26 protein-coding genes are annotated in these 26,386 nt (G+C 31.6%); 9 read left to right on the forward strand and 17 right to left on the reverse strand.

Annotated elements, in window-relative coordinates:
• Positions 1-40 precede the first annotated feature (40 nt).
• The 8 genes from AC1QSP_RS03660 to AC1QSP_RS03695 all read right to left on the reverse strand — a co-directional run bounded on the left by AC1QSP_RS03660 (position 41) and on the right by AC1QSP_RS03695 (position 8,609).
• Positions 41-340 (reverse strand): winged helix-turn-helix domain-containing protein, encoded by a 300-nt coding sequence (locus AC1QSP_RS03660; protein ID WP_484079842.1) that lies wholly within the window; start codon positions 338-340, stop codon positions 41-43.
• 9 nt (positions 341-349) lie between these two features.
• Positions 350-967, reverse strand: coding sequence for a hypothetical protein (locus AC1QSP_RS03665; protein ID WP_484079843.1), 618 nt, complete (start codon positions 965-967; stop codon positions 350-352).
• Between the two features lie 91 nt (positions 968-1,058).
• Positions 1,059-1,778, reverse strand: coding sequence for a 3-ketoacyl-ACP reductase (locus AC1QSP_RS03670; RefSeq protein ID WP_484079844.1), 720 nt, complete (start codon positions 1,776-1,778; stop codon positions 1,059-1,061).
• A 313-nt stretch (positions 1,779-2,091) separates the two neighbouring features.
• Positions 2,092-5,121 carry a sensor histidine kinase gene (locus AC1QSP_RS03675; protein WP_484079845.1) on the reverse strand — a complete coding sequence of 1,010 codons (3,030 nt, stop codon included), beginning with the start codon at positions 5,119-5,121 and terminating at the stop codon, positions 2,092-2,094.
• A complete protein-coding gene (locus AC1QSP_RS03680) occupies positions 5,108-5,887 on the reverse strand; it encodes a LytR/AlgR family response regulator transcription factor (RefSeq protein WP_484079846.1) in 780 nt (259 codons plus the stop codon). Before AC1QSP_RS03680 ends, AC1QSP_RS03675 begins: the two co-directional genes overlap by 14 nt.
• Positions 5,888-5,986: 99 nt before the next feature.
• The gene (locus AC1QSP_RS03685; protein ID WP_484080382.1) at positions 5,987-7,135 is read right to left on the reverse strand and encodes an MFS transporter; all 1,149 of its coding nucleotides are present in this window, start codon (positions 7,133-7,135) and stop codon (positions 5,987-5,989) included.
• Between the two features lie 5 nt (positions 7,136-7,140).
• A complete protein-coding gene (gene gloA2 / locus AC1QSP_RS03690; RefSeq protein ID WP_322969674.1) occupies positions 7,141-7,530 on the reverse strand; it encodes an SMU1112c/YaeR family gloxylase I-like metalloprotein in 390 nt (129 codons plus the stop codon).
• A 5-nt stretch (positions 7,531-7,535) separates the two neighbouring features.
• Positions 7,536-8,609, reverse strand: a complete 1,074-nt coding sequence (locus AC1QSP_RS03695) for an NADH:flavin oxidoreductase/NADH oxidase (RefSeq protein ID WP_484079847.1) — start codon at positions 8,607-8,609, stop codon at positions 7,536-7,538.
• A gap of 185 nt (positions 8,610-8,794) precedes the next feature.
• Between AC1QSP_RS03695 and AC1QSP_RS03700 the strand changes: the two genes are divergently transcribed.
• A complete protein-coding gene (locus AC1QSP_RS03700) occupies positions 8,795-10,120 on the forward strand; it encodes an NAD(P)/FAD-dependent oxidoreductase (RefSeq protein WP_322969673.1) in 1,326 nt (441 codons plus the stop codon).
• Positions 10,121-10,224: 104 nt separating this feature from the next.
• Here AC1QSP_RS03700 and AC1QSP_RS03705 read toward each other — a convergent pair whose 3' ends face one another.
• Genes AC1QSP_RS03705 through AC1QSP_RS03740 form a run of 8 tightly spaced genes read right to left on the reverse strand, consistent with a single transcriptional unit; the run spans position 10,225 to position 17,696 of the window.
• Positions 10,225-11,010 (reverse strand): zinc ribbon domain-containing protein, encoded by a 786-nt coding sequence (locus AC1QSP_RS03705; protein ID WP_484079848.1) that lies wholly within the window; start codon positions 11,008-11,010, stop codon positions 10,225-10,227.
• Positions 11,011-11,012: 2 nt separating this feature from the next.
• Positions 11,013-12,107: a Nif3-like dinuclear metal center hexameric protein gene (locus AC1QSP_RS03710; protein WP_484079849.1), complete on the reverse strand. Its 1,095-nt coding sequence runs from the start codon at positions 12,105-12,107 to the stop codon at positions 11,013-11,015.
• Positions 12,108-12,136: 29 nt separating this feature from the next.
• Entirely contained in the window at positions 12,137-13,024 is an 888-nt protein-coding gene (locus AC1QSP_RS03715) for a diacylglycerol/lipid kinase family protein (RefSeq protein WP_484079850.1), read from the reverse strand.
• A 1-nt stretch (position 13,025) separates the two neighbouring features.
• Complete coding sequence (locus AC1QSP_RS03720) at positions 13,026-13,508, reverse strand: GNAT family N-acetyltransferase (protein ID WP_484079851.1); 483 nt, start codon at positions 13,506-13,508, stop codon at positions 13,026-13,028.
• Complete coding sequence (locus AC1QSP_RS03725; protein WP_484079852.1) at positions 13,496-14,512, reverse strand: phosphotransferase enzyme family protein; 1,017 nt, start codon at positions 14,510-14,512, stop codon at positions 13,496-13,498. Before AC1QSP_RS03725 ends, AC1QSP_RS03720 begins: the two co-directional genes overlap by 13 nt.
• Entirely contained in the window at positions 14,512-15,435 is a 924-nt protein-coding gene (locus tag AC1QSP_RS03730) for a nucleotidyltransferase family protein (RefSeq protein WP_484079853.1), read from the reverse strand. The genes AC1QSP_RS03725 and AC1QSP_RS03730 overlap by 1 nt, the downstream gene beginning before the upstream one ends.
• Entirely contained in the window at positions 15,419-16,789 is a 1,371-nt protein-coding gene (locus AC1QSP_RS03735) for a Gfo/Idh/MocA family protein (protein WP_484079854.1), read from the reverse strand. The genes AC1QSP_RS03730 and AC1QSP_RS03735 overlap by 17 nt, the downstream gene beginning before the upstream one ends.
• 25 nt (positions 16,790-16,814) lie before the next feature.
• Positions 16,815-17,696: a ChaN family lipoprotein gene (locus tag AC1QSP_RS03740; RefSeq protein WP_484079855.1), complete on the reverse strand. Its 882-nt coding sequence runs from the start codon at positions 17,694-17,696 to the stop codon at positions 16,815-16,817.
• Positions 17,697-17,766: 70 nt separating this feature from the next.
• Here AC1QSP_RS03740 and AC1QSP_RS03745 point away from each other — a divergent pair, with 70 nt between their 5' ends.
• From AC1QSP_RS03745 to AC1QSP_RS03765, 5 genes are all read left to right on the forward strand, one after another.
• On the forward strand, positions 17,767-18,663 hold the full coding sequence (locus tag AC1QSP_RS03745) for an ABC transporter ATP-binding protein (protein ID WP_484079856.1): 897 nt from the start codon (positions 17,767-17,769) through the stop codon (positions 18,661-18,663).
• Positions 18,664-18,665: 2 nt separating this feature from the next.
• A complete protein-coding gene (locus AC1QSP_RS03750) occupies positions 18,666-19,493 on the forward strand; it encodes an ABC transporter permease (protein ID WP_484079857.1) in 828 nt (275 codons plus the stop codon).
• A gap of 110 nt (positions 19,494-19,603) precedes the next feature.
• Positions 19,604-20,626, forward strand: coding sequence for a DHH family phosphoesterase (locus AC1QSP_RS03755; RefSeq protein WP_484079858.1), 1,023 nt, complete (start codon positions 19,604-19,606; stop codon positions 20,624-20,626).
• Between the two features lies 1 nt (position 20,627).
• A complete protein-coding gene (locus AC1QSP_RS03760; protein WP_322969661.1) occupies positions 20,628-21,155 on the forward strand; it encodes an FKBP-type peptidyl-prolyl cis-trans isomerase in 528 nt (175 codons plus the stop codon).
• A gap of 37 nt (positions 21,156-21,192) precedes the next feature.
• On the forward strand, positions 21,193-22,269 hold the full coding sequence (locus tag AC1QSP_RS03765) for a peptidylprolyl isomerase (protein WP_484079859.1): 1,077 nt from the start codon (positions 21,193-21,195) through the stop codon (positions 22,267-22,269).
• 1,752 nt (positions 22,270-24,021) lie between these two features.
• On the opposite strand, the gene arsC is transcribed toward AC1QSP_RS03765, so the two are convergent.
• Positions 24,022-24,369: an arsenate reductase (glutaredoxin) gene (gene arsC, locus AC1QSP_RS03770; protein WP_484079860.1), complete on the reverse strand. Its 348-nt coding sequence runs from the start codon at positions 24,367-24,369 to the stop codon at positions 24,022-24,024.
• Positions 24,370-24,412: 43 nt separating this feature from the next.
• Between arsC and AC1QSP_RS03775 the strand changes: the two genes are divergently transcribed.
• Genes AC1QSP_RS03775 through prfB form a run of 3 tightly spaced genes read left to right on the forward strand, consistent with a single transcriptional unit; the run spans position 24,413 to position 26,385 of the window.
• Positions 24,413-24,817, forward strand: a complete 405-nt coding sequence (locus AC1QSP_RS03775; protein WP_484079861.1) for a DUF6146 family protein — start codon at positions 24,413-24,415, stop codon at positions 24,815-24,817.
• A 44-nt stretch (positions 24,818-24,861) separates the two neighbouring features.
• Complete coding sequence (locus AC1QSP_RS03780) at positions 24,862-25,269, forward strand: hypothetical protein (protein WP_322969656.1); 408 nt, start codon at positions 24,862-24,864, stop codon at positions 25,267-25,269.
• Between the two features lie 12 nt (positions 25,270-25,281).
• Complete coding sequence (gene prfB / locus AC1QSP_RS03785; RefSeq protein WP_484079862.1) at positions 25,282-26,385, forward strand: peptide chain release factor 2; 1,104 nt, start codon at positions 25,282-25,284, stop codon at positions 26,383-26,385.
• The last annotated feature ends 1 nt before the right edge of the window (position 26,386 follow it).

Genomic DNA, 26,386 nt, shown 5'->3' on the forward strand with positions numbered 1-26,386 from the left:
TAAAAGCACTTTGTTTTTCAAAGTTTAAATACAAAATTTTTTATTTAATATTTTTTATCAATTTTTCCAAATAAGCTAAATGCTCTTGAAAGGCTTGGCGTCCAAGTGGAGTAATTGCATAAGTGGTGTTGGTTTTACGTCCAATAAAACCTTTGTATACAGTAATATATTCATTCTCTTCTAAATTTTTTAAATGAGATGCTAAGTTACCATCGGTCAGATCAAGATACTCTTTCAGATCTTTAAATGATATTTCTTCATTCATCATTAAAGCACTCATAATCCCTACACGGATACGATTATCAAAGACTTTATTTAATTTATTCAAATTAAAATTCATGAAGCAAATTTAAGGTTTGTCTTTGTATTTATTGACCAAAAATACTCCAAAAAATAGATGAACAATTCCAAAACCAATCGTCCAAAATAATAATCCATTGTATATGAAGTAAAAAGCCAATAATCCCAATATAATCTCTACAAATGCAAGATATTTTAATTCTTTAATTGTATCTCGTTCAATGTATAGAAGTGCTAATCCGTAAAATAATAAGGTAGATGGTGCTACGTAAACAAAACTTAAATGATAATACAATAAACCACAAACTAGACCACCAATCCCTAAAATTGTAAGAAAGCGGATCAGAATACGCTTTGTGACCGAGTTTATAAAAGATTCACCATTTCGTTTTGATTTTTTTGCGATAAAATATACCCCTCCACTGCAAGCAACAATTAAAGTGATGATCAACATGAATGCTAATTTAGCATCACGAGATTCATCTGGAGCTAAACCATGCCATTGAAATGAACTTTCTAAAATAATGGAATAAACCAAATATGATGCAACTAAGCCAATTATACCTACCCAAATCCCACTCCATCCATTGATGGAAGAAAATTTAGTTGTCTTTTGCATCATGGATTTAATTTCCTCTAATTGCTCAAATGGATTAACTTCATTCATATTTAAAGTGCTTTGATTTTCAAAGTTAATAAATAAATTAAAACGACAAAATAAAAAAAGCAATCTTTAACAGATTGCTTTTTATTTATGATTAAGGGTTTGTCGACCAAATTGAAGCAGAAGCTAACATCGCACGTTTGTTGAATTTTAAAATGTCAACAATTAGTTCTGCGAAATCTTCTGGTTGTAAAACTTTTTCAGGATTACCATCTGTAATTTTTAATACGTCTTTTGACATATCAGACGCAATTGTACTTGGAGTTAATGTCGCTACACGAATATTTTTCTTTCTTAATTCGAACATTAATGATTCTGATAAACCAATTAAACCTGCCTTAGATGCAGAATATGCTGAAGTTACTGCATTTCCTTTTAAACCAGCAGTAGATGAAACATTAATAATGTCACCTCCATTCTTTTCAATCATTCCAGGAACAACAGCTCTAGAAACATAGTATGGTCCAAATAAATTTGTTTTCACAATATCTTCCCATTGATTTTCTTCCATTTCTAAGAAACCTCCAAAAGCGGCAATTCCGGCATTATTTACTAAAATATCAAATGTACCAAAGTTACCCGTAAGATTTTCGATACCAGATTTCACTTCATTTTTATCAGAAACATCAAAAGATGCATAAGCAGAATTCACACCTAAAGATTTGATTTCAGCCACTGTTTCTTCTAATGATGCAATGTTACGACCTGTGATCGCTACATTTACTCCTTCTTTTGCTAAAGCAATTGCTACAGCTTTCCCTAATCCACGGCTTCCCCCTGTAATTAAAGCATTTTTCCCTTGTAAAGATTGCATGATAATTTCTGTATTTTTTATTCTAATTAGACCCAAATTTAAGAACAATTATACAATAAAAAAAGCTACGATAGAGGTCGTAGCTTTATAGGTTTAGTTGTTGGGTTAAGGCCTTATCCCTTATAAGTTAAATTAATGTTTATTATAGCTCCATTACAGCTTGTTGGTATATTGTTGTTTACTGATGTAATTCAGAGATGCAAATATATAGCGGTTATTTGTCCTAATATAATAAATCATATCTCATTTCGTTAAATGCATTTTTCTAAAGGTGAATGTCGATTTTATTCGGGTGAATTTCATTTATAATTATTTAATTCAGTAATTTTATTTTCACAATAGCCCTTGTTCCCGGATTTTTTTCATGTATTTCTACAAAATTGGCATTTTCCTGATTGAATAATTTTAAACGATCTCGGATAATTTTTAATCCTTTAGATTCATGTAATTTATTTGATTTTTCAGACGCAATTAATCCTCGTCCATTATCATCTATAATAATGTGTAAATAATCTTCTTCTTTTTCAAAATGAACCGAAATGGTGTTGTTCTCTTTCGTGGTATCAAATCCATGAACTATTGAATTTTCTAATAAAGGTTGCAATAACATGGGAGGAAACATCACTTCATGCAAATGCATTTCAGGATCTGTATACACACTAAAATTAATTTTATTCTTGTATCTAAAATTCTCAACTTGTACATAAAGTTCAAGGAATTTTATCTCTTCTATTAATGAAATAGATGACTTGCTGGACAGATCTAACATTTTACGGATTAACGTAGCAAAACGACTTAGACATTCTAATGCATTATCGACATCGTTATCAATAATATAATATTGAATTGAATTTAATATGTTGAAGATAAAATGCGGGTTCATTTGACTTTGTAAAGCCATCAAACGAACTTCAGATAATTTTTTTTCTAATGAAATACGTTTTTTTTCAGCTTTATTAATTTCAACAATTTGATTAATTTTTAAATCATTGATTAACTTAATATTTTTAATCTTACGACGATATAACAATAGTAATATAAGTACAATTACTAAAATATTACCAGCAATAAAATAGATGTTCAAATAAAATGGAGGATCGATTTTAATCTCTAGCAATGGTAAAATGGTTTTAATTCCACCGGTAAGATCAGTAATTTCCAACTCAAGATGATAATTCCCATATTTTAATGAATTAAATTTAATGGATTCTTCGGTAAAATATTCACTCCACGCTTCATTGGGATTTAAACGATAACGATATTTATACTTGTAAGAATATTTCGGATTGATAATAATAAAATCTACAATAATATTGTTCTCATCGCTTTTTAATTTCAGTTTCCGATCAATTAAATTGAACCAGTGAAATTTACTACGAGCAAATTTGGCATTATTTATCGTAATCCCAGAAATATTAATTTGTGGTTTATTGCCTACATATTGTACCATTTTATGGATATTCAGACTATAATAACCTTCATCTGTCGCTACAATTAAACGGGTTCCTTGAATTGAAGAATAATAAATATTATTGTATTTAAAACCTTGTTCTTTATCCAAATAAAAGAATTGATCCCCCGAAACAATAATTGCATTTTTATTGGTCCCAATAATGATTGATGCATTTACTTCATTCAATAAAGAAATATTAACGTCATTAATTTGTTTGTGACTAATTTTTCGCTCTTGGATTAAACGGTCACCTATTGCTTTTAACACGTAAACATCTCCTGCTTCTGTAGCCACCAACAAACGACTATTTGAAATGCATTTTACAATTTTCAGTTTTGATTCTAAAAATTCGCCATCTTGTAAATAGGAGTGAAATTTTCCATTTTCATAGCGGAATAATCCCTCCAATGAAGATGCAAGATATACTGAACGAACATAGCTGCTTGTAGATACAATATTTGTAGGACGATTGGGATCATGTTTATCGATTTCCGAATAAGTCATTCGATCGAAATCATGAATAATCTTTACATCACGATAAGGATTTAAATCAATTAAAGCATTTTCTGTTACAGCAAATTTAAATCCATGAATCGGAATATATCCCAAAATTTGCCCCTGCATATCCAATCGAAAAATACCTATGTTGGATCCTAAATAAATAGAATCCCGGTATTGCTTTAGGTCATAAAGTTTAATATAATCGGAATTTTGAGAAAAATCAATCGGAAAAAATTGATCATTATTTTCGACTTTTGAACGATGTATATGCTTATGATTTTGATAATAGTCATATAATTCTTTCGCACCTATAATTCGTTTTGTTTGATGATTTTCTTGAATATGCAATTCTCTTGGAGTCAACAAATAATCCGTATAAGGAACAGAAACTACGCGAATAACTTGTCTTTTTCCAAATGGATAATACTCAAATGGCATATTCAATAACAAACGATACAATCCTTTATCCAACGTAGAAATATAGACCACATTATTGTATTTATCGTAAACTATTCCTCTTGGAAAATCGGACGATATTCCTACCTCTTTCGTAATGTCTCGAAATTCTCTTCCTACATTTTTAAATATTCGTCCAGTCCCTGAAATTAAATCTGAAGTGATAACCCATTTATTGTTAGGATATTTTACAGGGGAATAATCCCAGATAACAGGAAATTCTCTTTCTCTAAAAATAGTTTTATCGGTTAATAACTGATTTTGATTGAAAATGGTAACCCCTTTATTTGATGAAAATAGAATTTTATCATCAAATGAAAATGACGATAAGATAGGTGTAAAATAACTGAATTGATGGAGTCCATTCTCATCGACTCTAAACACACCATGATTTAAGGTCGTGATAAACAATTCACCCTTCATTTCAACAAAACTATTAATGTCTATCGTATGTTTAAACGATGGAGGAACGTGATAATTTTTTATTTCGAACGTGTTGGGATCAATAGATACAACGCCCTTATATCCACCAGCATAAATTTTATTTTTAAAAAGATAAAGATTTTGAAAGCGATTGGTAAGCAAACCATCTTTTTCTGTCAATAACTTTGTAACCGAACCATTAAAAAAAACAATACCGTGACCATAGCTTGCAAACCATAAGTTTTTATTTTGATCCTCTTTAATATCTCTTACGTTACTAAATTGAATTTCATTAAAACGGTCTATACGACGAAAATGATTCATATCCTTCACATAGGTACCATAGCGTGTAGTAACCCATAATGTTTGACGGGAATCTTGAAAGATTTTTAAAATTTCGTTCGAATCAAGTCCACTGTCACTGGTGTATTGATCGGCCACAATACTTTGAGCATATCCTAAATGATAAAAAAGAATACTAAAGAAAATGAATAATTTACGAAGCCACATGATTTAAAATCTTTAGACCTGAAGCTGTAACGGGAATTAAAATTTCTGTACTATTGCAATCATCCATCAAGAACAGCGTATTACTTTTTTTATCTAAACGAACTGCGTATTTAATATGCACCAAATAAGAACGATGTACACGTAAAAAAGAGGTACGATCAATCATTTTTTCCACCTCTTTCAAAGGTTTAGAAATTGTAAATAACTTCTGAGTAGTCTTAATTTCACAGTAATTGTCTGAAGCCTTACAATAAATAATCTCTTCAATTTTAATAAAAATCATTTCATTTACAGAAGCAAAAACTAATACACCATCTTGTTGATTTAATGTTTGTTTGATGGACTGTTCCTGATCATTTTCATCATCTTCAGACTCATCTAATTTTAAATCAATTGAACTTGAATTTTTTATTTCAAATCGATGAAGGACATTTTTTAATTCTAAAATGGAAATAGGTTTCATTAAATAACCTAAACATCCCCAATTATTAATGGCGTCCATAATATAATCAGAGTGAGCCGTAGTAAAGATGACATCAAAGCTTATCTTATCGAAATAATCAAATAATTTAAACCCATATTCATTAGGCATATTAATATCCAAAAACACTAATTCGGGTTGATGTTCACGAATAAGTTCTACCCCCTCATTCACAGAACTAGCCACCAGTATTTCTTTAAATAATTCCGGTTTAGAATGGTGGATTAATTTTTTTAGACCTTCCTGTGCAGGAAATTCATCATCGATAATTAAGGCTTTAAACACAATAATTAGTTAAGGTTTTATGAAATTTGGCCACAAATATAAAAAGAAAAAGTTGTGTGAGACCACACAACTTCTGTTGATATTGCTGAAGAAATAATATTATTTCTCGGGTTGTAACTTTAAAAAGATAAATGCGATTAAGGCTCCAATTAAAGCCATTCCTACTCCTACCCATAATTGGGAATTAAAGCCATATCCTAAAGCTATAGGTATACCTCCTAAAAAAGCACCTAAAGCATTTCCAATATTAAAACTGGCTTGCCCAGCTGCTGCGGCTAAAGTTTCAGAACCTTTCCCATTATTAATTAACATCACTTGAATTGGAGAACCAATGGTAAAGGCTACTAGTCCTGTAAAGAAAGACATTACATAAGCCATAGTTTTAATTTCAGAAGTAAAATAAACAATCAATAATGCAATACTCATACTCGCAAATGAAATAATTGTTGCTTTATTGGGAGATAATGAATCGGCAACCTTTCCACCTATCAAATTTCCAAAACACATTCCCAATCCTACTAAAATCATAATAATAGGAACAGTTTCTTTACTAAGTTTTGCAACTTCGGTCATTAAAGGTGAAATGTAACTGATCCATGCAAATAATCCTGCCGTACCAATAGATATCATTACAATCAACATCCAAGCTTGCCATTTTCTAAAAAACGACAATTGTTTTACTAGACTTCCTTCATTACTATTTTTAACATCTGGAACCCAAAATTGAATGGCCAACATCGTAATTAATCCTAAAGAAGCAATAATCGCGAAGGTATATCGCCAAGATAATACTTGACCAAGCCATGTGCCTAAAGGCACACCAACTAAATTAGCAACAGTTAACCCCATAAACATGAAAGCAATCGCTTGAGCTTCTTTTCCTTTCGTAGCTAATTGACTTGCTACAACAGAACCCACACCAAAAAACGCCCCATGAGGTAAGCCGGATAAAAAGCGAGCAATAATTAACGTTGTATAACTGGGTGATAGGACAAAAAGAGTATTAAATATCGCAAATAAGAGCATGAAAAACATCAAAACTTTCTTAGGTGAAAATTTGCTGGTAGCCATTATCAATGTTGGCGCACCAACCATTACACCCATGGCATACATCGAAATAAAATTTCCAGCTTTTGGAATTGAAATATTCAAGTCTTTAGCAAAATCTTCCAAAACGCCCATCATTGTAAATTCGGTCATCCCGATTGCTAATCCTCCTAATGCTAAAGCAACTAAACTTTTCTTAATCATTCTTATAATTCATATAATTCTAAAGGCAAACCATCTGGATCTTCAAAAAACGTAAATCGTTTTGAAGTCCATTCATCCACACGGATTGGCTCAACCTTAATGTTTTTAGATTTTAAAAAATCAATACTATATTCAATATCCTCCACTTCAAAAGCCAAATGTCTTAAACCGGATGCTTCTGGTCGCGACAATCGTTGCGGTGTGTCTGGAAATGAAAATAACTCAATAATGTATTGATTTTGCAAAGCTAAGTCTAATTTATAAGAATCTCTATCCTCTCGATAAACTTCACGAATTGTTTCTAAACCTAATATTTCCGTATAAAAAGCTTTAGATTTCTGATAATCAGAGCATATAATAGCGATATGATGAACTTTTTTTATACCCAACATTTTTTTTATTTTTTGGGTTTACTTCTTTCATATTGATTGGGCCATTTTACGTCTTTGTTCAATTCGATAGAAGCTTGAAGCGCAAAGTAAGGATTACGAAGCAATTCACGTCCAATAAAAATTAAATCTGCTTGATCTTTATCTAAAATTGATTCTGCTTCTTGTGGCGTTTCTATTAAACCGACCGCACCCACCTTCATGCTTGAAATTTCTTTAATGGAAGCTGCAAAAGGAACTTGGTATTCTTTTTTCACATCAATTTTTTGATGAGCGACTCCACCTCCTGTCGATACATCTATCACATCTACTCCATTTATTTCAAGAAGTAAGGCCAATTGCTTTGATTCTTCAATTTCCCAACCTCCAGGAGCCCAATCCGTCGCAGAAATACGCACCCATAAAGAGGAATTTTGCTTTACAGCATTAATGGCATCCACTATTTCCATTAGGAAACGCGTTCTGTTTTCGAATGATCCACCATATTCATCGGTGCGCTGATTAATGAGTGGAGAATAAAATTGATGGATTAAATACCCATGAGCGGCATGAATTTCTAATATATCGAAACCAGCTTGCACAGCACGTTGCGCTGCTCGTTTAAAATCGTCAATAATATGTTTGATTTCATCCACAGACAATTCTTGAGGAGGAACATCCTGTTCATAAAATGGTATTGAAGTTGAAGACACTGTTTTCCATCCATTGACTTCGTTGGGTTTAATTTGATGATAATCAATCCAAGGTTTACCACAACTTGCTTTTCGACCTGCGTGTGCTAGCTGAATTCCAGGAACACATTGGTGTTTTTTTAATTCTTCTATTAGATCGGAATAGGCTTCCATTTGTTCGTCGTTCCATATTCCTAAATCCCCATAAGAAATTCGACCTTCTGGACTAACGGCAGTTGCTTCTACTATTATGGCACCTACTCCTCCAATTGCACGAGATACATAATGCACGTGATGCCATGTATTAGGAAAGCCATCTATTGCAGAGTATTGACACATCGGAGACATGATGATTCTGTTCTTTAAATTGAGATTGGAATTAATTTCTATAGGTTCAAATAATTTTGCCATTTTTATAATATTTAGACTTTAAAATTAGAAATAAAAATGAGATGACAAAAAACTCCTAAAAGTCTTATTTTCCAACTTATTATCAATCAAAGCTGTAGTTGGGTATAATTAATTTATTTTCAAAAAAAAGCCAATTTTGTTGCATTATACTTGATAAACTTCGTAATTTTACAAAAAAGTGAATTTTGGAAAAGAAAAAGATTGTCATCGTAGGTGCTGGATTTGCAGGCCTTAGATTAGCTCGAAAATTAAAAAATAACCCAAACTTTTCTATTACACTTATAGACCGCTATAACTTTCATCAATTTCAACCTTTATTCTATCAGGTTGCCACTGCAAGAATTGAACCGAGTAACATCTCGTTTCCTCTACGTAAAGTATTTCAAGGAAGCAACAATGTTCAAGTTCGTTTAGCTGAAGTAACAGGAATCAATAAAGATAAAAACGAAGTTGAAACAACAATCGGAGATTTTTCTTACGATTACCTTGTTTTAGCCAATGGATGTACCACAAATTTCTTTGGCAACAAACAAATTGAAGAATTAACATTCCCAATGAAATCTACAGACGAGGCGATTACGCTTAAGAATAGATTGATCACAAACTTTGAGAGTGCTTATTCTGCAACTCCAGAAGAGTTAGAAGAAATCATGAACATTGCAATTGTAGGTGGAGGACCAACTGGTGTGGAGCTTGCAGGAGCGATTGCTGAAATGAAGACTAAAATTCTTCCAAAAGACTATCCTGATTTTGACTTTTCAGGATTAAACATCTACATTATTGAAGGTGGACCAAATTTATTAGGACCGATGTCTGATGCGTCTCACAAAAAATCTCGTGAGTACTTAGAAGAATTAGGTGTAAACGTTTGGACTGAAGGACGTGTAACTGGATACGATGGTAAAATCTTATCTTTAGCTGATGGCCGTGTTATTAAAACTAAAACTGTAATCTGGGGAGCTGGAGTAACAGGAAATGTTTTAGAAGGTACAGATAAAGAAATTTTACAACGTGGTAACCGTTTATCAGTAGACCGTATCAACCGTGTAAAAGGATCAGATAACATTTTTGCTATCGGTGACATCTCTTACATGGAAACGCCTAAGTATCCTCATGGTCATCCTCAATTAGCTAATGTTGCCATCAACCAAGGGTTAAACTTAGCTAAGAACTTTATCGCTTTAGGACATGGAACGCCTATTGAAAATTGGACTGAGTTCGAATACGCAGATCCAGGATCAATGGCAACAGTAGGAAAATTCCGCGCTGTTGTGGATTTACCTCAATTCTCATTCCAAGGATTATTAGCATGGTTTACATGGATGTTCTTACACCTAATGTTAATCTTAAGCGTTCGTAACAAGTTATTTATTTTCTTGAACTGGATGCAATCATTCTTTACAGATGATACATCTATTCGAATCATTACTCGTCCTACGAAAAAAGATTACAAACACAACATTAAGGATTACAGAAAATTCCCAAAAAATCGTAATAAAGTAGAAGCCTAATAGCTTCTACTTTTTTTGATTTATTCGATTTATCAAAAAAAGTCAATCCATAAAAAAACGCTTCCGAATAATCGGAAGCGTTTTTTTATATGATTTAGCGTTGATTATCCTTTGATAACTTCAGCCATTTTAGCTCTTTCTTCTTCAGCTAACTCTAAGTCAACTAAAATACGTCCAGAATGCTCATCAGTAATGATTTTTTTACGTTGAGCGATGTCCATTTGACGTTGTGGTGGAATTGTAAAGAATGATCCTGCAGAAGCTCCACGCTCTACTGGAACAACAGCTAATCCATTCTTCACTGAAGAACGAATTCTATTGTAAGCTTGAATTAAACGCTCTTCAATTTTAGCAGAGTATTCAGCAGATAATTTAATTAATAAATTTTCTTCTTTCTCTGTGTCTTTTACGATCGTTTCTAATTCCGCTTGTTTGTGAGATAAGTGTTCTTTCTTTGCAACTAAATTAGCTTCAGCCTCAGCTACAGCATGATTTTTTTGCTCAATTTTAATGTTAAACTCACGAATTCTTTTCTCAGCTAATTCAATTTCTAATCCTTGGAATTCAATTTCTTTAGCTAATGCGTCGAACTCACGGTTGTTACGCACATTATCTTGCTGTTTTGTATATTTCTTAATTAAAGCTTCAGCATTTTTAATTACCTCTTTCTTTAATTTAATTTCTTCTTCCAAACCTTTAGTTTCGTCAACGATTTTTTGAATTCTCGTTTCCATTTGAATCACATCATCTTTTAAATCTTCAACTTCTAAAGGTAATTCACCTCTTGTGTTACGGATTTCATCTAAACGTGAATCAATTAATTGTAAATCGAATAATGCGCGTAGTTTTTCTTCAACGCTCATTTCTTTAATATTTTTTGTTTCAGACATAGTTAACTATAATTAACAGGATTGGTAATAATTCCAGAATTAAAGACGACAAAATTACTAAATTTTTCTTTAAGATACGAAGAAATTAAATTAATTGTAAATTGTTCGGACTCGTAATGTCCAATATCCATTAAAATAATTTGATCTTCGGCTGAGAAAAATTCATGATATTTTAAATCGGAAGTAATATAAGCATCAGCGCCAGACGCTATTGCATTTGGAATTGCAAAAGCACCTGAACCTCCTAAAACCGCAACTTTCTTAATTGTTTTATTTAATAAACGCGAATGACGAATCAAAGGCGTATTCATTTTTTCTTTGACAAAAGCTATAAATTCCATTTCAGACATCTCATTATCAAATTCACCAATCATACCTAAACCGATGTATTGGTTTTTGTTGACCAATGAAATTAGGCTATATGCCACTTCTTCATATGGATGATTTTGGAACAATGCTGAAAGAACATGACGTTCTACATGTTGAGGAACAACAACTTCTATACGAGTTTCATTGACTTCTTCTAATGCTCCAATTGTACCAATGGTTGGATTTGCACCATTTAAAGGTCTAAAGTTTCCTTTACCCTCTAATAGAAATCCGCATGAATCATATAAACCTATTTTCCCCGCACCTGCTTCATATAAAGCTTTTTTTAGTTGCTCAGCATTTTCACTAGGTACATACGTCACTAATTTTTTGATGGCATCTTTCTTTGGAATCAATACTTGTGCATTTTTTAGCTGCAATTGATTTACAATTCCCCGATTTACCCCTTCAAACGAATTATCTAAAGCCGTATGTGTGGCGTAGATATTAATATCATTTTTGATGGCTTTCATCACCGCACGTTCGACGTATGTTTTTCCATTTAATTTCTTTAAACCAGAAAAAACAATGGGATGAAAACTAATAATCAAGTTTGCACCTTCTCGTATGGCTTCATCCACCACATCAGGTGTTGTATCCAAACATACCAACACTTTGGTAACCTCATCATGATAATTTCCGACCAATAAACCTACATTATCAAAACCTTCCGCATAATTTAACGGAGCAATTTGTTCTAATGTTGATGTAAAATCTTTTACTTTCATAACTGCTAAAATAAAGGATATTTGGTTAATTATGGTATTAAAACGTTTAAAGCTTGTTTTAATATTTTCACTTCTCCATTTGATTTTTCAAATGCAAAGGCTTCACCATCCATTTGCACAATCAATGGTCCATCTAACGATTTAATGGTAAAATGTTCTAATTGAAAAAATTGAGCTCGATTAAACTGATCTAAACTCTGATTAATCACATGAAAACCAAATTGAAACATTTCTAATAACGTTAATTTTTCAACTGCCACTAAATCTAATTTTCCATCACTAAGTGTTGCTTGTGGTGTAAACGTAATCCCGTAGCCTGCAACATTTGAATTGGAACACAATAAAAAGAACATTTCTTTCTCAATGTGTAAATGATGATCAATCGTTAATTTTAATTGGCGAGAATGGTATTTTTTATACGCATTAAAAAACGCTTTTACATAACCTGTTAAGGTGTGCTCTTCAGCAGTAGAATATTCGTTAATCACTTCTGCATCTAATCCAAATCCAATATTGCTAAAAAAATAATAATCATCAAATTGCCCCACATCAATCGTTGTTGTTTTCAATTTAAAAACATCTTGAATGGCAATCTCTAAATTTTTAGAAAGATTTAAATTCGTTGCTAAACCATTCCCTGATCCTATTGGAATTATACCTAGAGGTGTACTTTTCCCAATTAATTGTTGGGCCACTTCATTAATGGTCCCATCACCTCCACAAGCGACAATATAATCAGCATGTTTATCCAATGCTTCTTTTGTTAATTGAACTGCATGTTCTGCAAATTGCGTTTGCATAATAGTTAGTTCAAATTCAGGATGAGGATTATGCTTCTCTAGTAATTGTATTAACTTTTTTCCTTCTTGATTTCCAGAAACGGGATTAACAATAAATGTAATTTTCTTTTTTCCCATTTTATAATTTCATGCGAAGTTTTTCCGTAGGCACATCATTTTCTATACCTAAAAAATAAGATTCTAACCCATTACTCATTAATATTCGTTTCGAAGCAATATTCTCAGGATCGATGATTCCTATAATGTATTTTGCCATTTCGTTGATTCGTGCAAATTGAATTAAATCTTTACAAATTGTTTTCCCAAAACCTATACCCCAATAATCTTCCATTAGGATATATCCTACTTCTATAGTGTCTACTTCTTTATCGTAATATTCTAATTTTCCGAGTCCGATGACATTTCCGCGATCATAAATTTTAAAATAACCGCCTTTTACATGGTCTGTATTGGCTTTTAAAATACCTTTAAACCGCTTGATATTCTCTTCTCGTGATCGCGCTCGACCCGTAATATATTTCATAACTGAATCACTCGAAACGATTTTAAGGTAAATGTCAAGATCTTCAGGTTCAAATTTGATGTAATTTAATGAATGCATAATTCTTCTTCAATCGCTTTTAGCAAATTAATTTGATTAATCGTACGATCTAAATTTTGATTTTCTCGCGTCGTATGGTAGTAGATATCACCATTTAAATAATCTGTCAAAAATCGAATCGCTTGAATTAATATTACAACAAAAGCTGTTAGATCCGTTGCTTCGATCTCTTTTTCTGTTAAAACATCGCTCAAATGATATAAAAAACCATCTTTAACTGATTGATAATATGTTAACGAAAAATTATTCTTTCCTTCAGGATCATCTTCAACTTTTAAATTAGAGTAGGTACGAATCATGTCACCAAAATCACATAACACATTTCCCGGTAAAATGGTGTCCCAATCAATTAATGCAATAGGTTTCATCGAATCATTTGCATCGAATAAAAAATTTCCAATTTTCGCGTCTGCATGAACTACTCTTGTTGGAAATTCGATTTGAAGATATTCATCAATTAAAGAAAGATGAGCATTAATATAATCAATTTCAGCTCTTGCAATGTGTTGACGCTCTTCATTGGCATTTTTCAGAGCCAATTTAAAATCATTTACTCTTTTTTTATAATCCAAAAAACCTGGTATGGACGATTGTATACGATCCGTTGAAAAATCATTAAGTAAACGATGAAACTCACTGATACATTTCGCAGCTTCAAAAGCCTGTTCTTTAGACTGCACTTTATTAATACATACCGAATTAGGGATATATTTTGTCATGCGCCAGATTTCACCATTTGAAAATGTGATGAAATTTCCATTTCGATTCGGAATAATTTCTACCACCTCTTTTGAATAATTATTGTTTTTCAAATGTTGACCAATGGCCAAAGTATTAGAAATTATTACTTCGGGTGATTTAAAAATTGACGTATTAATCTTTTGGAGAATAAAACGATTAATTCCTAAACTTACTTGAAAAGTATCATTAATTAGTCCCTCAGTGATGGGCTGAACGAGAACATCTTCAGGTCGTTCAAAATAATAGGATAAAATATACTCCATTACCCCCACAAATGTTTAGGATAAATACCTTCTGAAATCTTTTCCATAATTTCATCTTGTACGATATGTTTATCTCCAGGGTAAGTCATTCCAAACCATTGATCTTTAGAATTCTCAACAATAACTTCAACAATATCATCATGAATTAATTGATTAATGACTTGTGGTAAAAAGAATTCTTTTTTTAATTCTTTGGAATTATGCTTCATAAATTCTTCGAACTGATATTCTAAGACTTTAAATACAGATGGATGCAATACCCAAAAATTCATAGAAACTGGTGTAGATTCATCCATTATACCTGAGATATTATCCTCTTCAAAAACAATGGTTTCACCTGAACGCAAGATATTGGTGTGTTCTACAACATCTTTTAAAATTTGATTCGAAATTTTACAAATTCCACGCGATACACTTCCATTCTCGCTTAACGTTTTTCCTAATTCGTAGGTTATAATTCCATATTTGTTAGGCGTTATATTCTCATTCGTAATGAATTGCATTGCCATTTTATAGGCATTCCGACCATAAAAATCATCAGCATTGATGACTATGAATGGATTTAGAACGTGGCTTTTAGCACAAAGTAACGCATGTCCCGTGCCCCATGGCTTTTGACGATCGATAATATTATCGAAGAAATCACGTGGAACAGCAGTGTATGTTGTTTGTAGAATAAACTCAACGTGTGCTTCTTTCTTTTCGATTAATTTTTGATAGTATTTTTTGGTTTCGTTATCAAAATTTTGATTCACGATAAATACAAAATGTTTTATCCCCACCTCCATCGCATCATAAATGGAATATTCCATCAATGATTCGCGATTAGGTCCAATAGGGTCTACTTGTTTCTGGCCTTTGTATCGACTACCCATTCCGCCAGCTAGAATCACTAAGGATAATTGATTAGATATTGTTTTCAAATCCAAAAATTGGTTTTCTTGTTTTATATTTTCCTCTTGTAAAATCAGGCATTTCTTGTGATGATCCATTTTCTGCAATAGATTTTTCACTTAATGGTGTCACTGCATACCAAGTGGCTAAATCATAAACATCAAATGGAAACTCACGATTATTCTTTATACATTCAATAAAATCATTAATTAAGAAAAAATCCATCCCGCCATGACCAGCGCCTTCAGCTTGTTTTTCATATTTTTTCCATAAAGGATGATCATATTGTTTTAAATATTCTTCAGAGTTCGTCCATTTGTGATTTTTTTCCATCTCATTTTCAAAATATAAGAATCCTTGATTAAAACCACCCGAACCGATATCTTGCCAAATTCCATTGGTACCTTGTACACGGAAACCTAAGTTATACGGACGTTGTAGAGAGGTGTCATGCGTTAATAAAATCGTTTCACCATTCTCGCATTTTAAAATGGTTTGTACTATATCCCCTTGCTTGAATTGTACTTTTGCATTTGGGTGATTTTCTCCCGCCTGTTTTACGATATAATCGGTTAATCCTGCTTGCTTAGAAGCCATTGCTGTAAGATGAGTTATACGATTGCCTCGATTAACATCCATCATCGTAGCTACTGGACCTAAACCATGCGTTGGGTATAATTCCCCATTACGTTTTACATAATGGTTGGTACGCCAAGCTGCCTCTGAAAAACCTTTATCCCCGAATTCAACTCCTCCACCATATGGTTGTTTACCATCGTTAAATAGTACGTTTCTTAAATCATGTTGGTAGCCTCCTTGTCCATGTACAATTGTTCCAAATTTCCCTTTACGAACCATGTTAAAAACAGATAATATATCACGTCGATAACAAACATTTTCCATCATAAAAATAGGAACTTTAGTTTCTTCATAACAATCCACGTATTTCCAACATTCTTCTAGATTTAATGCTCCACAAACTTCTAAGCCTACAATTTTACCCGCTTTCATGGATTCTAAAGTCTGAATTTCATGCCACTCCCATGGAGTCGATATCACTACTGCATCTAGATTCTTAATTTTTAACAAATTACGATAATCATATTCCCCTTTACTAAAATATTGAACCGGCTTTTTATTGTTACGCTCAAAAATCTTATTGCATCGTTCAATCATTCGAGAATCAGGTTCAGCTAAAGCTACGACTTCCACATCCTCTCGTTTCAATAATTCGTTTAAGTGAACTTGTCCACGCATTCCTACGCCAATAAGTCCTACACGAACTTTTTTAGATTGATGATTATAAGCAAACAACGATTGTGGTAAGATCAAAGCTCCAAAAGAAGCAATTGATGCATTTTGTAAAAATGTTCTACGGTTCATTAGAAATGTTTTTTTTTAGTATAGTTTAATATGTTTTGATTGTATCTTCTGGTAAAACTAACGTAAAATCAGTAAAAATAAAATTTTTAAACTCTTCTTTTTTTATCGCTAAATCCTTTGAATTAGACTCATAAATCTGAATCACTGCAACTTTTAAATTTGGTTTAAATTGCTTTAAATACCAATAAATTCCTCCATATTGCTTGGAATGATAATCCCCATTAAAATGTAAAAATAAGGTATTGGATTTATAATATTTAACGATAGATTCAGCCATTGTTGCATCTTTTATGGCTTGTGCCGCCACAAAATTTTCCGATCTTTTATCTCTATGATCCCCCATCATCGCTATCATTTCAGGGTAGCCTGGCGCGGAATAATCAATAGGAAAAGGCATTTCAACCATCCATTGTTTTTCTTCCGAACTATAATTCATTAATTCTTCTACTCCCTTTTTCGCAACTACTGAGGCATATTTCCTCGGAATATTCGTGGCTATAAATGGAATCTGATGAACTTTAGAAAAAGATAGTAAAGGATGATAATCTGTTTTATAATTCGACCATAAACGTACGTGATCTTTAAGTTGACTTTCATTAATTATACCTTTCAAATATTGATTTATCCCCTCTTGATTATCACGTTCAAACATTTCTGCTCCAACGATTAATTGACCTTTCCTTGCTTCAAACAAACTTTTTAATAATTGCAATTGCAGCCAATGATTTGTCGAATTATTATGATGTTCACCAAATAAAACCACATCATAATCAGCCAAATGATTCACCATTTGATGAAATTTAATGGGTTTACCCTTTTTATTATAAAATTGATATGATTTTAAATCTTGAGCATTCAATATAAAAGGAACAACCATTATAATGAACAAACTATATATTTTTTTCACGTTATTTATATTTAATTGTAACAAAGTAAATAAATCATCGACTAAATAAGAATAAAGATCTAAAACTATTATGCAAAAAATACTTGAAATAAACCATCTGACGAAAAAATTTGGTTCTTTCACAGCCGTAAATGACATAAGCTTTTCGGTAGAAAAAGGAAATGTATACGGATTACTTGGACCAAATGGGAGTGGTAAATCAACTACTTTAGGGGTTATTCTAAACATTATAAATCCTACACATGGAAATTGGAAATGGTTTGGTGAAGAACCCAATAAAGATACCTTAAAGAAAATCGGAGCCATAATCGAAAGTCCTAAATTTTATCCTTATCTATCAGCGGAAAAAAATTTAGAAATTGTAGCAGACATCAAAGGGGTTCCGTATTCTAAAATCGATGAGAAACTTGAATTAGTTAGTTTACTTGATCGTAAAAAAGATAAATTTCAAAATTATTCCTTAGGTATGAAACAACGTCTAGCGATTGCTGGAGCGTTGTTAAATGATCCGCAAGTTCTAATTTTAGATGAACCTACCAACGGACTCGATCCGCAAGGGATTATCCAAATCAGAGAATTAATTTTAAAAATTGCATCTTTAGGAACAACAATTATTTTAGCTTCTCACCTTTTAGATGAAGTTGAAAAAGTGTGTACTCATGTTGTTGTACTCAAGCAAGGTAAAATGCTCTTTGCTGGAGAAGTGGATCACATTAGTGCTTCTTATGGTATAATAGAACTGAATGCAAACAATAAAGATGAATTAATAGCTGCCCTTCATCAAATGCCTTATTTCTCTAAAATTGTAGAAAAACCTAAAACAATTGAAGCTGTATTAAATACTGAAGTATCAACTGTTGAAATCAATCAAAAATTATACGAACAAGGAATCATCCTATCCCATTTAGTCATGCGAAAAGATAGCCTAGAACATAAATTCTTCCAATTAATTCAACAAAACAATTAGAAATGAACAGATTATTACGTATCGAATGGAATAAGTTTTTTTACAATAAAGGAACTCGAATCTTCTTAATCTTATATTTTATATTGATTGGATTAATGGGGGCAGTTTTACCCAATATAAAACCTCAAATGAATGGAATTCAAGTAAATTTCATTGAAATGGGCGCCTTGAACTTCCCTGTTATTTGGCATAATATCACTTGGTTGATTGGATTTGGAAAACTTTTTTTAGCTGTTATCGTCATTAATAATATTTCGAATGAATATTCATTTGGAACATTTAAACAAAATACTATTGATGGATTATCACGTCTTGAATTTTTCTCATCCAAACTTTATATGAATGTTTTATTTGTTTTTGCCTCAACCTTATTGGTTTTTGGAATTGTCTTTGGATTGGGCGCAACATTCGCAGAAGTATTCGAACCATTTTCGGGAATAGAATTTCTATTGGGATATTTCGTCGAGATTTTAGCATTTGTTGCTCTAGCAATGTTTTTAGCCTTTTTATTCAAGAAAAGCACGTTTGCTATTTTAATTATTTTTGTATTATATATTGTTGAATTAATTTTAAAAGGGATCGAAGCTTTCTTCTTTTTTAAACCGTCTATTGATGGAGAAGAAAAATATACATTTATAACTTCTTATTTGCCATTAGCAGCCAATGGAAATATTATCGATTATCCTCCAGTAAGTTTAACGCAATACCTTACTTCAGGGAAATTATTTACTTCATCTGCTGTACATTGGGAATATTTAAGCATCAATATTTTTTATATTCTAGCATTTTTTGGATTGTCCTATATCTTAATCAAAAAAAGAGATTTATAGCTTTTTAATGCATGAAATACTTCTCAAAGGCTTGTATAATTCTGAATTGTACAGGCCTTATTTCTTTTTGAAAACGTATTGTATTTAACTTGTTTTATTATCTTTGCTTTATGCAAATGACGAATTTTGACGCTTTAAAAGAATTGTTATCGACACCAAAGAAGATTGCAATTTTACCCCATAAAAATCCAGATGGAGACGCAATTGGCTCAACATTAGCCATGTACCATTACTTAAGAAAACATCAACATACATGCAATATCGTTGCACCAAACGACTTTCCTAAATTTTTGAAATGGTTGCCTTCTGCAAAAGAAATTGTAATTGCAGATTATCAACCAAAACGCGCGGAGGCTATTATTCACCAAGCGGATATTATTTTTATTTTAGATTTTAATACAGTGACACGTATTGATGATTTAGGGAACTGGGTAGAACGATCGAAAGCTCCAAAAGTTTTAATTGATCATCACAGAGAACCTGATCAATTTGATTTTATGTACTCTGATATTGAAATGCCTGCTACATGTCAAATGGTTTATAATTTTATTGAAGCCATGGGTGACGTAGATTTAATTGATGATGTGATTGCTCCTTGTATATATACCGGAATGATGACAGATACCGGAGGATTTAGATTTAGAAATACTTCTTCATCAACACATCGTATAGTTGCCGATTTAATAGACCGTGGTGTTGAAGTGGATAAAGTGACTTCTTATGTTAACGATTCTCAATCCGAAGCACGTCTTAAATTATTATCCTTAACACTAAATAATTTAACATTCTTACCTGAATATCGTACTGCTTTTATGTTTTTAAAACGTGAAGATTTATTGGGAAATGGTTTTCAAAAAGGAGACACAGAAGGATTTGTAAATTATGGTTTAAGTGTAGAAAATTATATTTTCTCAGTTATTTTTATCGAAGATACTGTTCATAATTTTATTAAAATCTCACTTCGTTCAAAAGGTGATTTTGATGTTAATGAATTGTCTCGAAAATATTTCAATGGTGGAGGACATATGAATGCTGCTGGCGGACGATCTGACGTACCAATGGAAGAAACCATCCAATTTTTTAAATCGATATTACCAGAATATCAAGAAAGTTTATTAAAAGTTGAAATCTAATATGAAAAAATTTCTTTTTGCAACACTCGTTCTATTCTCCCTATGGAGTTGTGATAATCAGGTAGTACAATATCCTGTGAGTTATAATAATGATGATTTTATGCAACGCTCGCAAGAACGAGGAAAAATTTTATTGCAAGAAGAAGTCTCTTGGTTTAATGATTATAGAGCCAAATCAGATTTAAAATTTAATAAAACTGAAAGCGGAATTTGGATAACCAATGCGGGAGTAAAAACGAATACAACTGCCAAGGTGGGAGATTATATCAATTTCACTTATCAAGTATATGATTTAGATAATAATATCATTTATAATTACAATGAAATCGGTGAACAAAAAGTTATTTTAGGTAAAGCCGATATCATCAGAGGTCTACATTCCTCCTTACAATTAATTGAAGAAGGAACGCAAGCCCGTGTACTTCTACCCTCTTTTTTAAGCTATGGTGGAATGGGTGATGATGCTAAAATTGGACCTAACCAACCTTTAATTTTAGACATTAAAGTAAACACAATAAAGAAAAATTAACCATATATACTACGAAAAACATCTTTGAATAGAATTAATGAAAAAACTAGTATTAATCTTAACTATCATAACGACGTTAGTAAGTTGTGGTGTTAAAATACCAAAATCGATGAGTAAAGAAGAATTTAAAAATTTAGAAGACGGATTGTATGCTAAAATGACAACTAATCATGGAGCAATGACAATCAAATTATACGAAGAACAAGCACCTATGACGGTTGCTAATTTCGTGGGATTAGCTGAAGGAACAAAAGAAAACAAAGCTAAAGCTAAAGGTGTTCCTTACTATGATGGACTTGTTTTCCACCGTGTAATTAAAGATTTTATGATCCAAGGTGGTGATCCTGACGGAATCGGAACAGGAGGACCAGGATATGATTTTGAAGATGAATTTGATGCTTCATTAAAACACGATGGGAAAGGTGTATTATCTATGGCTAATGCTGGACCAGGGACAAACGGTTCTCAATTCTTCATTACAGAAGTGGCTACACCATGGTTAGACGGACGTCATACTGTTTTTGGTAAAGTAATCGAAGGATTAGATGTTATTGATTCTATTGCTAATGTCGAAAAAACTCCAAACGATAAACCTATTGTTCCTGTAGTAATTGAAAAATTAGAAATTGCTCGTAAAGGTGACAAATATGCAAAATATGATGGAAATAAAGCATTTGATGAAGCAAAAGCCAATCATGCAAAAAAGCAAGCTGAAGCTGCAGCAAAAAAGCAAGCTGAATTAGACGCCGAAATTGCTCGTCAAAAAGAGTTAGAAGCAAAAGCTACATCAACAGCTTCTGGATTAAAATATGTTATTTTAGAAGAAGGTAATGGTGAAGTTCCAACTCATGGAGAAGCTATTAAAACACACTATACATTGCGTTTAGCTGATGGTGAAAAATTAGATTCTTCATATGATCGCAATCAACCATTAGATGTTCAAGTTGGTGTGACTGGATTAATTCAAGGATGGATGGAAGCATTAACTTTATTCAAAAAAGGATCTAAAGTATTCTTAATTATTCCTTCTGAATTAGGATATGGATCAAGAGGTGCTGGTGGCGTTGTACCTGCTAATGCTACTTTATATTTCGACATGGAAGTTTTAAACTAATTACTTTTATAAATAAAAAATAAGCTGTAGATACTACAGCTTATTTTTTTGCAAATCATTCAAAAAACAGCCTTAATAAATTGTTAAAATTGTTAAAAATTAAATTTATCCACAACATAATTTTTCATTTTTAAAAATTCAAATCTATTATATATAGGCGACTTATGACCTCTATCACGAATTAAATAAATTAAATCTATTTCTTAATAAGAAAATTTTCTTATATTTATTCATTTCGGTTAAAATTTATCCCCAACTTTGCATCAGAAAATTAAAGGGATAATCAAATGTTGTTTGATTGTCGAAATGGAACCATTATCCCTTTGTTATTCATAGTGTTTTTTTATAGTAGTTTAGGTTGGTTAAAGGTTCAGTTTAGAACCTTTTCTTCCTTTTTATAGAAATCACAATTTATTCAATAGAAAGATTTTCTACATTATATTTTGGGGTTATTCCCAATTAATTCATAGTGTTTTTTATAGTAGTTTAGGTTGGTTAAAAAGGTTTTGCGTTTGCAAAACCTTTTTTTATTTCTTACATCCATCAATCTAAATAATTTTTTTTTACAATTAAATCTTATTGAAATATAATTAAACAAGCATTGCTACATAATCAAACCTAATCTCCTGAAATATAATAAGTTTAAATAATCATACTATAGAAAATTTCATTGATATTTATTAATTTAAGAAATTCAAAAGATTGAACTTTGTCAAAGAAAATTAAAAAGGAATAATTAAATGTTGGTATGATATTTAATGTTCAAGAAATTAATCCTTTGTCATTCATAGTGTTTTTTTTATAATAGTTTAGGTTGGTTAAAGGTTCAAAAATTTGAACCTTTTCTTCCCTTCTTTAGATGACAAATTTTACAATTCCATTGGCATTGCCAATGTGTACATAGTGTTTTTTATAGTAGTTTAGTTGGTTTGAAAGGTTTTGCAATTGCAAAACCTTTTCTTTTATCCTTCAACTATAAATGTTAAAGAAAAATTTAATTTACTAGCTCTTATATTATATTGATAAATTCAAAAACTTACATTATTGCTCTATTTCCTTATTTGATATTAGGAAATTATAAGTTTTGTTTATTTGTTAATAAGAAAATTTTCTAATTTTTATCAATTTCAGATAAATTTATTCTAGAAATTTGCATCAGAAAGTTAAGGGATAGAACCCATGCAATTAGATGATGATGTTCGATCGTTTTATCCCTGAATTTTCTAATAATGTTTTTCATAGTAGTTTAAGTTGGTTAAAGGTTCAATACTTTGAACCTTTTTTTCCCTTCTTTATGAATACATTCTAATTAAGTTTACATTATAGAAAGGGATGATATCCCTGATTATTCATAGTGGTTTTTTTATAGTAGTTTAGGTTGGTTAAAAAGGTTTTGTATTTACAAAACCTTTTTTTTTGTTCATACCATTGATTTCAAATGGATTAAATGTTAAAATTCAACACATCTAATAATCCTTTAATCCATATTGAATGTTTTTGAATCCATCAATTTTGCACATTCCAACATTAAAATCAATGGAATTATAAATAAACCTTATTTCTTAATATAATAAATTAACTATCAATTTATTAAACTTTAAAATTTTTACCCCAACTTTGTATCAGAAAATTAATTTTTTCATATTCATTCTAAAACAGTTTGATAAATTAAATATTATCAAGTTGTTTTTAATATTCATAGTGTTTTTTTATAGTAATTTAGGTTGGTAAAAGGTTCTTTTAAAGAATCTTTTATTTTTTAATAAATTCTTGAATTAACTCAAGAGGACGCCCTACAACTCCTTGATTATCTTTTAATACAATAGGACGCTGAATTAATTTTGGATGTTCAATCATAATTTTAATCAATTCATCATCTGACCAATCTTTCCCTTTAAATTGTTCTTTCCAAATGGATTCATTCGTGCGTATTAATTCGATTGGTGCTATTTGAAGTGCATCAAGAATAGATTTTAATTCCTCAAAAGACAGTTCATCTTTCAAATACTCACGAACCTGAAATTCAACACCTTGCTCTTCAAGGTAATTTACGGCATCTCTACTTTTTCCGCAACGAGAATTGTGTAATATGGTGTACATTTTGCTATATTTCTTTTTTATAAAATTAATAAATTTATTACGGATGAGATTAGCAATACTTTTAATTATCATAGGATTTTTGTCATTCACAAATTGTGCTCATCAAGTTGTCCAGAATCAACCCGATACGGAATCCAATAAATTAACTTTTAAGCCTGATGAAAATGGTGAATATGATATTATTGTATTTGACCCTCAATATGACATTTATTTAAAAACCCATGCTCGACCTCAAAATTTTCAATCCCATGAATTTTATAAAAATCGTAATCGATTTTATGTATCAATTTGGAATCAAAGACATATGATGCCCTCTGTGTATAATACAGATTTATATGCGGTCAGTATTGATTTGGACCCTAATATAGAATACGGACATGAATTTGAATATAAATTGTATCAATTTTTTAAGTTTATCGAGTGGAAATATAGAGTTCGTTTCATGTAAATTGAGCAAAATGCAATACATTTGCCACCTTATTTTATCAACGTATGAATCAATTCTCAACAGAAATATACCATCAGATAATTGCAATTTTTCCTCAATTAGAAGGTTTAAATAAGCAAGACACTGAATTACTTGAATTTGAATTAGAAAATGATAATCCTTCCGCATTAGGAAATTTATTTATCCAAACTTCAGAAGATGATCAAATTTGGATTAGAGCGACACATGCATTCACAACATATGCTGTCGATTCAGTAGAAGAATTAATCTATATCATTGGAGGTATCGTTTCTAATGAAATGTTTTGGGTTGTAGCATATGAAGATGATGAATGGGATGATTCATTCTTTGCAATTAAAGGACATGAATTACAATTAGAGGATTTTATCACGTATAAATTCTTATCGTGGGATGGTACGGAAGATCATATAATCCATCCTACTAACGCTTAAAATATTCTTATTATGTTTAATACAGATTTATTAAAAGACTTACAACAGCGCACTGCTGAATTACATACTTATTTAGAAATCGAACAAAAAGAAATCGAAATTCAGAATGAAGAAGAAACTGCTGCATCTCCTGAATTTTGGAACAATCCAAAAGAAGCAGAAGCTTTTATGCGTATACTTCGAGGAAAAAAGAAATGGGTTGATGAATACCATAGTATTGCTTCAGCCGTAAATGATCTTGAAGTTCTAGTCGAATTCAATAAAGAAGGTGATATAACAGATGAAGAGGTTGATGAACAATACAAAATTGCATTGGATTTAATCGAAGCTACCGAATTTAAAAACATGCTTTCTGAGGAAGGAGACAATTTAGGAGCTGTATTACAAATTACTGCGGGTGCCGGAGGTACAGAATCATGTGATTGGGCAAGTATGTTAATGCGTATGTACTTAATGTGGGCTGAAAAACATGGATATAAAGTAAAAGAATTAAACTATCAAGATGGTGATGTTGCAGGTGTTAAAACAGTAACTTTAGAAATTGATGGTGAATATGCCTTTGGATACTTAAAAGGTGAAAATGGGGTTCATCGTTTGGTTCGTATCTCTCCTTTTGATTCCAATGCGAAACGTCATACATCTTTCGTTTCTGTGTATGTTTCTCCAATCGTTGATGATACCATTGATATTCAAATTAATCCATCAGATATCGAATTACAAACTTCTCGTTCGGGAGGTGCCGGAGGTCAAAATGTCAACAAAGTAGAAACTAAAGTTCAATTAACTCATAAACCAACAGGGATTGTTGTTGTATGTCAAGTGGAGCGTTCTCAGCTTGCTAACCGTGAACGTGCCATGGAAATGTTAAAATCGGAGTTATACAAAATTGAGCTTGAAAAGAAAATGGCTGCTCGTAATGAGATTGAAGCCAACAAAATGAAAATTGAATGGGGATCACAAATTCGTAATTACGTAATGCATCCTTATAAATTAGTGAAAGACGTTCGTACAGGGCATGAAACAGGAAATGTGGATGCTGTTATGAATGGTGATTTGGATGATTTCTTGAAATCATTCTTAATGTTGATGGGACAAAAAGAAACCTCATCAAAATAAT

It is taken from the genome of Faecalibacter sp. (assembly GCF_057177045.1).

Excerpts from the sequence above, each read along its gene's own strand:
- AC1QSP_RS03765 (WP_484079859.1), top strand. The coding sequence starts at position 21,193 with ATGAAAAAACTAGTATTAATCTTAACTATCATAACGACGTTAGTAAGT.
- gloA2 (WP_322969674.1), bottom strand. The coding sequence starts at position 7,530 with ATGTTGGGTATAAAAAAAGTTCATCATATCGCTATTATATGCTCTGAT.
- AC1QSP_RS03720 (WP_484079851.1), bottom strand. The coding sequence starts at position 13,508 with ATGCATTCATTAAATTACATCAAATTTGAACCTGAAGATCTTGACATT.
- AC1QSP_RS03660 (WP_484079842.1), bottom strand. The coding sequence starts at position 340 with ATGAATTTTAATTTGAATAAATTAAATAAAGTCTTTGATAATCGTATC.
- AC1QSP_RS03715 (WP_484079850.1), bottom strand. The coding sequence starts at position 13,024 with ATGGGAAAAAAGAAAATTACATTTATTGTTAATCCCGTTTCTGGAAAT.
- AC1QSP_RS03705 (WP_484079848.1), bottom strand. The coding sequence starts at position 11,010 with ATGTCTGAAACAAAAAATATTAAAGAAATGAGCGTTGAAGAAAAACTA.
- AC1QSP_RS03780 (WP_322969656.1), top strand. The coding sequence starts at position 24,862 with ATGAATCAATTCTCAACAGAAATATACCATCAGATAATTGCAATTTTT.
- AC1QSP_RS03750 (WP_484079857.1), top strand. The coding sequence starts at position 18,666 with ATGAACAGATTATTACGTATCGAATGGAATAAGTTTTTTTACAATAAA.
- prfB (WP_484079862.1), top strand. The coding sequence starts at position 25,282 with ATGTTTAATACAGATTTATTAAAAGACTTACAACAGCGCACTGCTGAA.
- AC1QSP_RS03695 (WP_484079847.1), bottom strand. The coding sequence starts at position 8,609 with ATGGCAAAATTATTTGAACCTATAGAAATTAATTCCAATCTCAATTTA.
- AC1QSP_RS03725 (WP_484079852.1), bottom strand. The coding sequence starts at position 14,512 with ATGGAGTATATTTTATCCTATTATTTTGAACGACCTGAAGATGTTCTC.
- AC1QSP_RS03745 (WP_484079856.1), top strand. The coding sequence starts at position 17,767 with ATGCAAAAAATACTTGAAATAAACCATCTGACGAAAAAATTTGGTTCT.
- AC1QSP_RS03755 (WP_484079858.1), top strand. The coding sequence starts at position 19,604 with ATGCAAATGACGAATTTTGACGCTTTAAAAGAATTGTTATCGACACCA.
- AC1QSP_RS03710 (WP_484079849.1), bottom strand. The coding sequence starts at position 12,107 with ATGAAAGTAAAAGATTTTACATCAACATTAGAACAAATTGCTCCGTTA.
- AC1QSP_RS03735 (WP_484079854.1), bottom strand. The coding sequence starts at position 16,789 with ATGAACCGTAGAACATTTTTACAAAATGCATCAATTGCTTCTTTTGGA.
- AC1QSP_RS03675 (WP_484079845.1), bottom strand. The coding sequence starts at position 5,121 with ATGTGGCTTCGTAAATTATTCATTTTCTTTAGTATTCTTTTTTATCAT.
- AC1QSP_RS03760 (WP_322969661.1), top strand. The coding sequence starts at position 20,628 with ATGAAAAAATTTCTTTTTGCAACACTCGTTCTATTCTCCCTATGGAGT.
- AC1QSP_RS03670 (WP_484079844.1), bottom strand. The coding sequence starts at position 1,778 with ATGCAATCTTTACAAGGGAAAAATGCTTTAATTACAGGGGGAAGCCGT.
- AC1QSP_RS03775 (WP_484079861.1), top strand. The coding sequence starts at position 24,413 with ATGAGATTAGCAATACTTTTAATTATCATAGGATTTTTGTCATTCACA.
- AC1QSP_RS03665 (WP_484079843.1), bottom strand. The coding sequence starts at position 967 with ATGAATGAAGTTAATCCATTTGAGCAATTAGAGGAAATTAAATCCATG.
- arsC (WP_484079860.1), bottom strand. The coding sequence starts at position 24,369 with ATGTACACCATATTACACAATTCTCGTTGCGGAAAAAGTAGAGATGCC.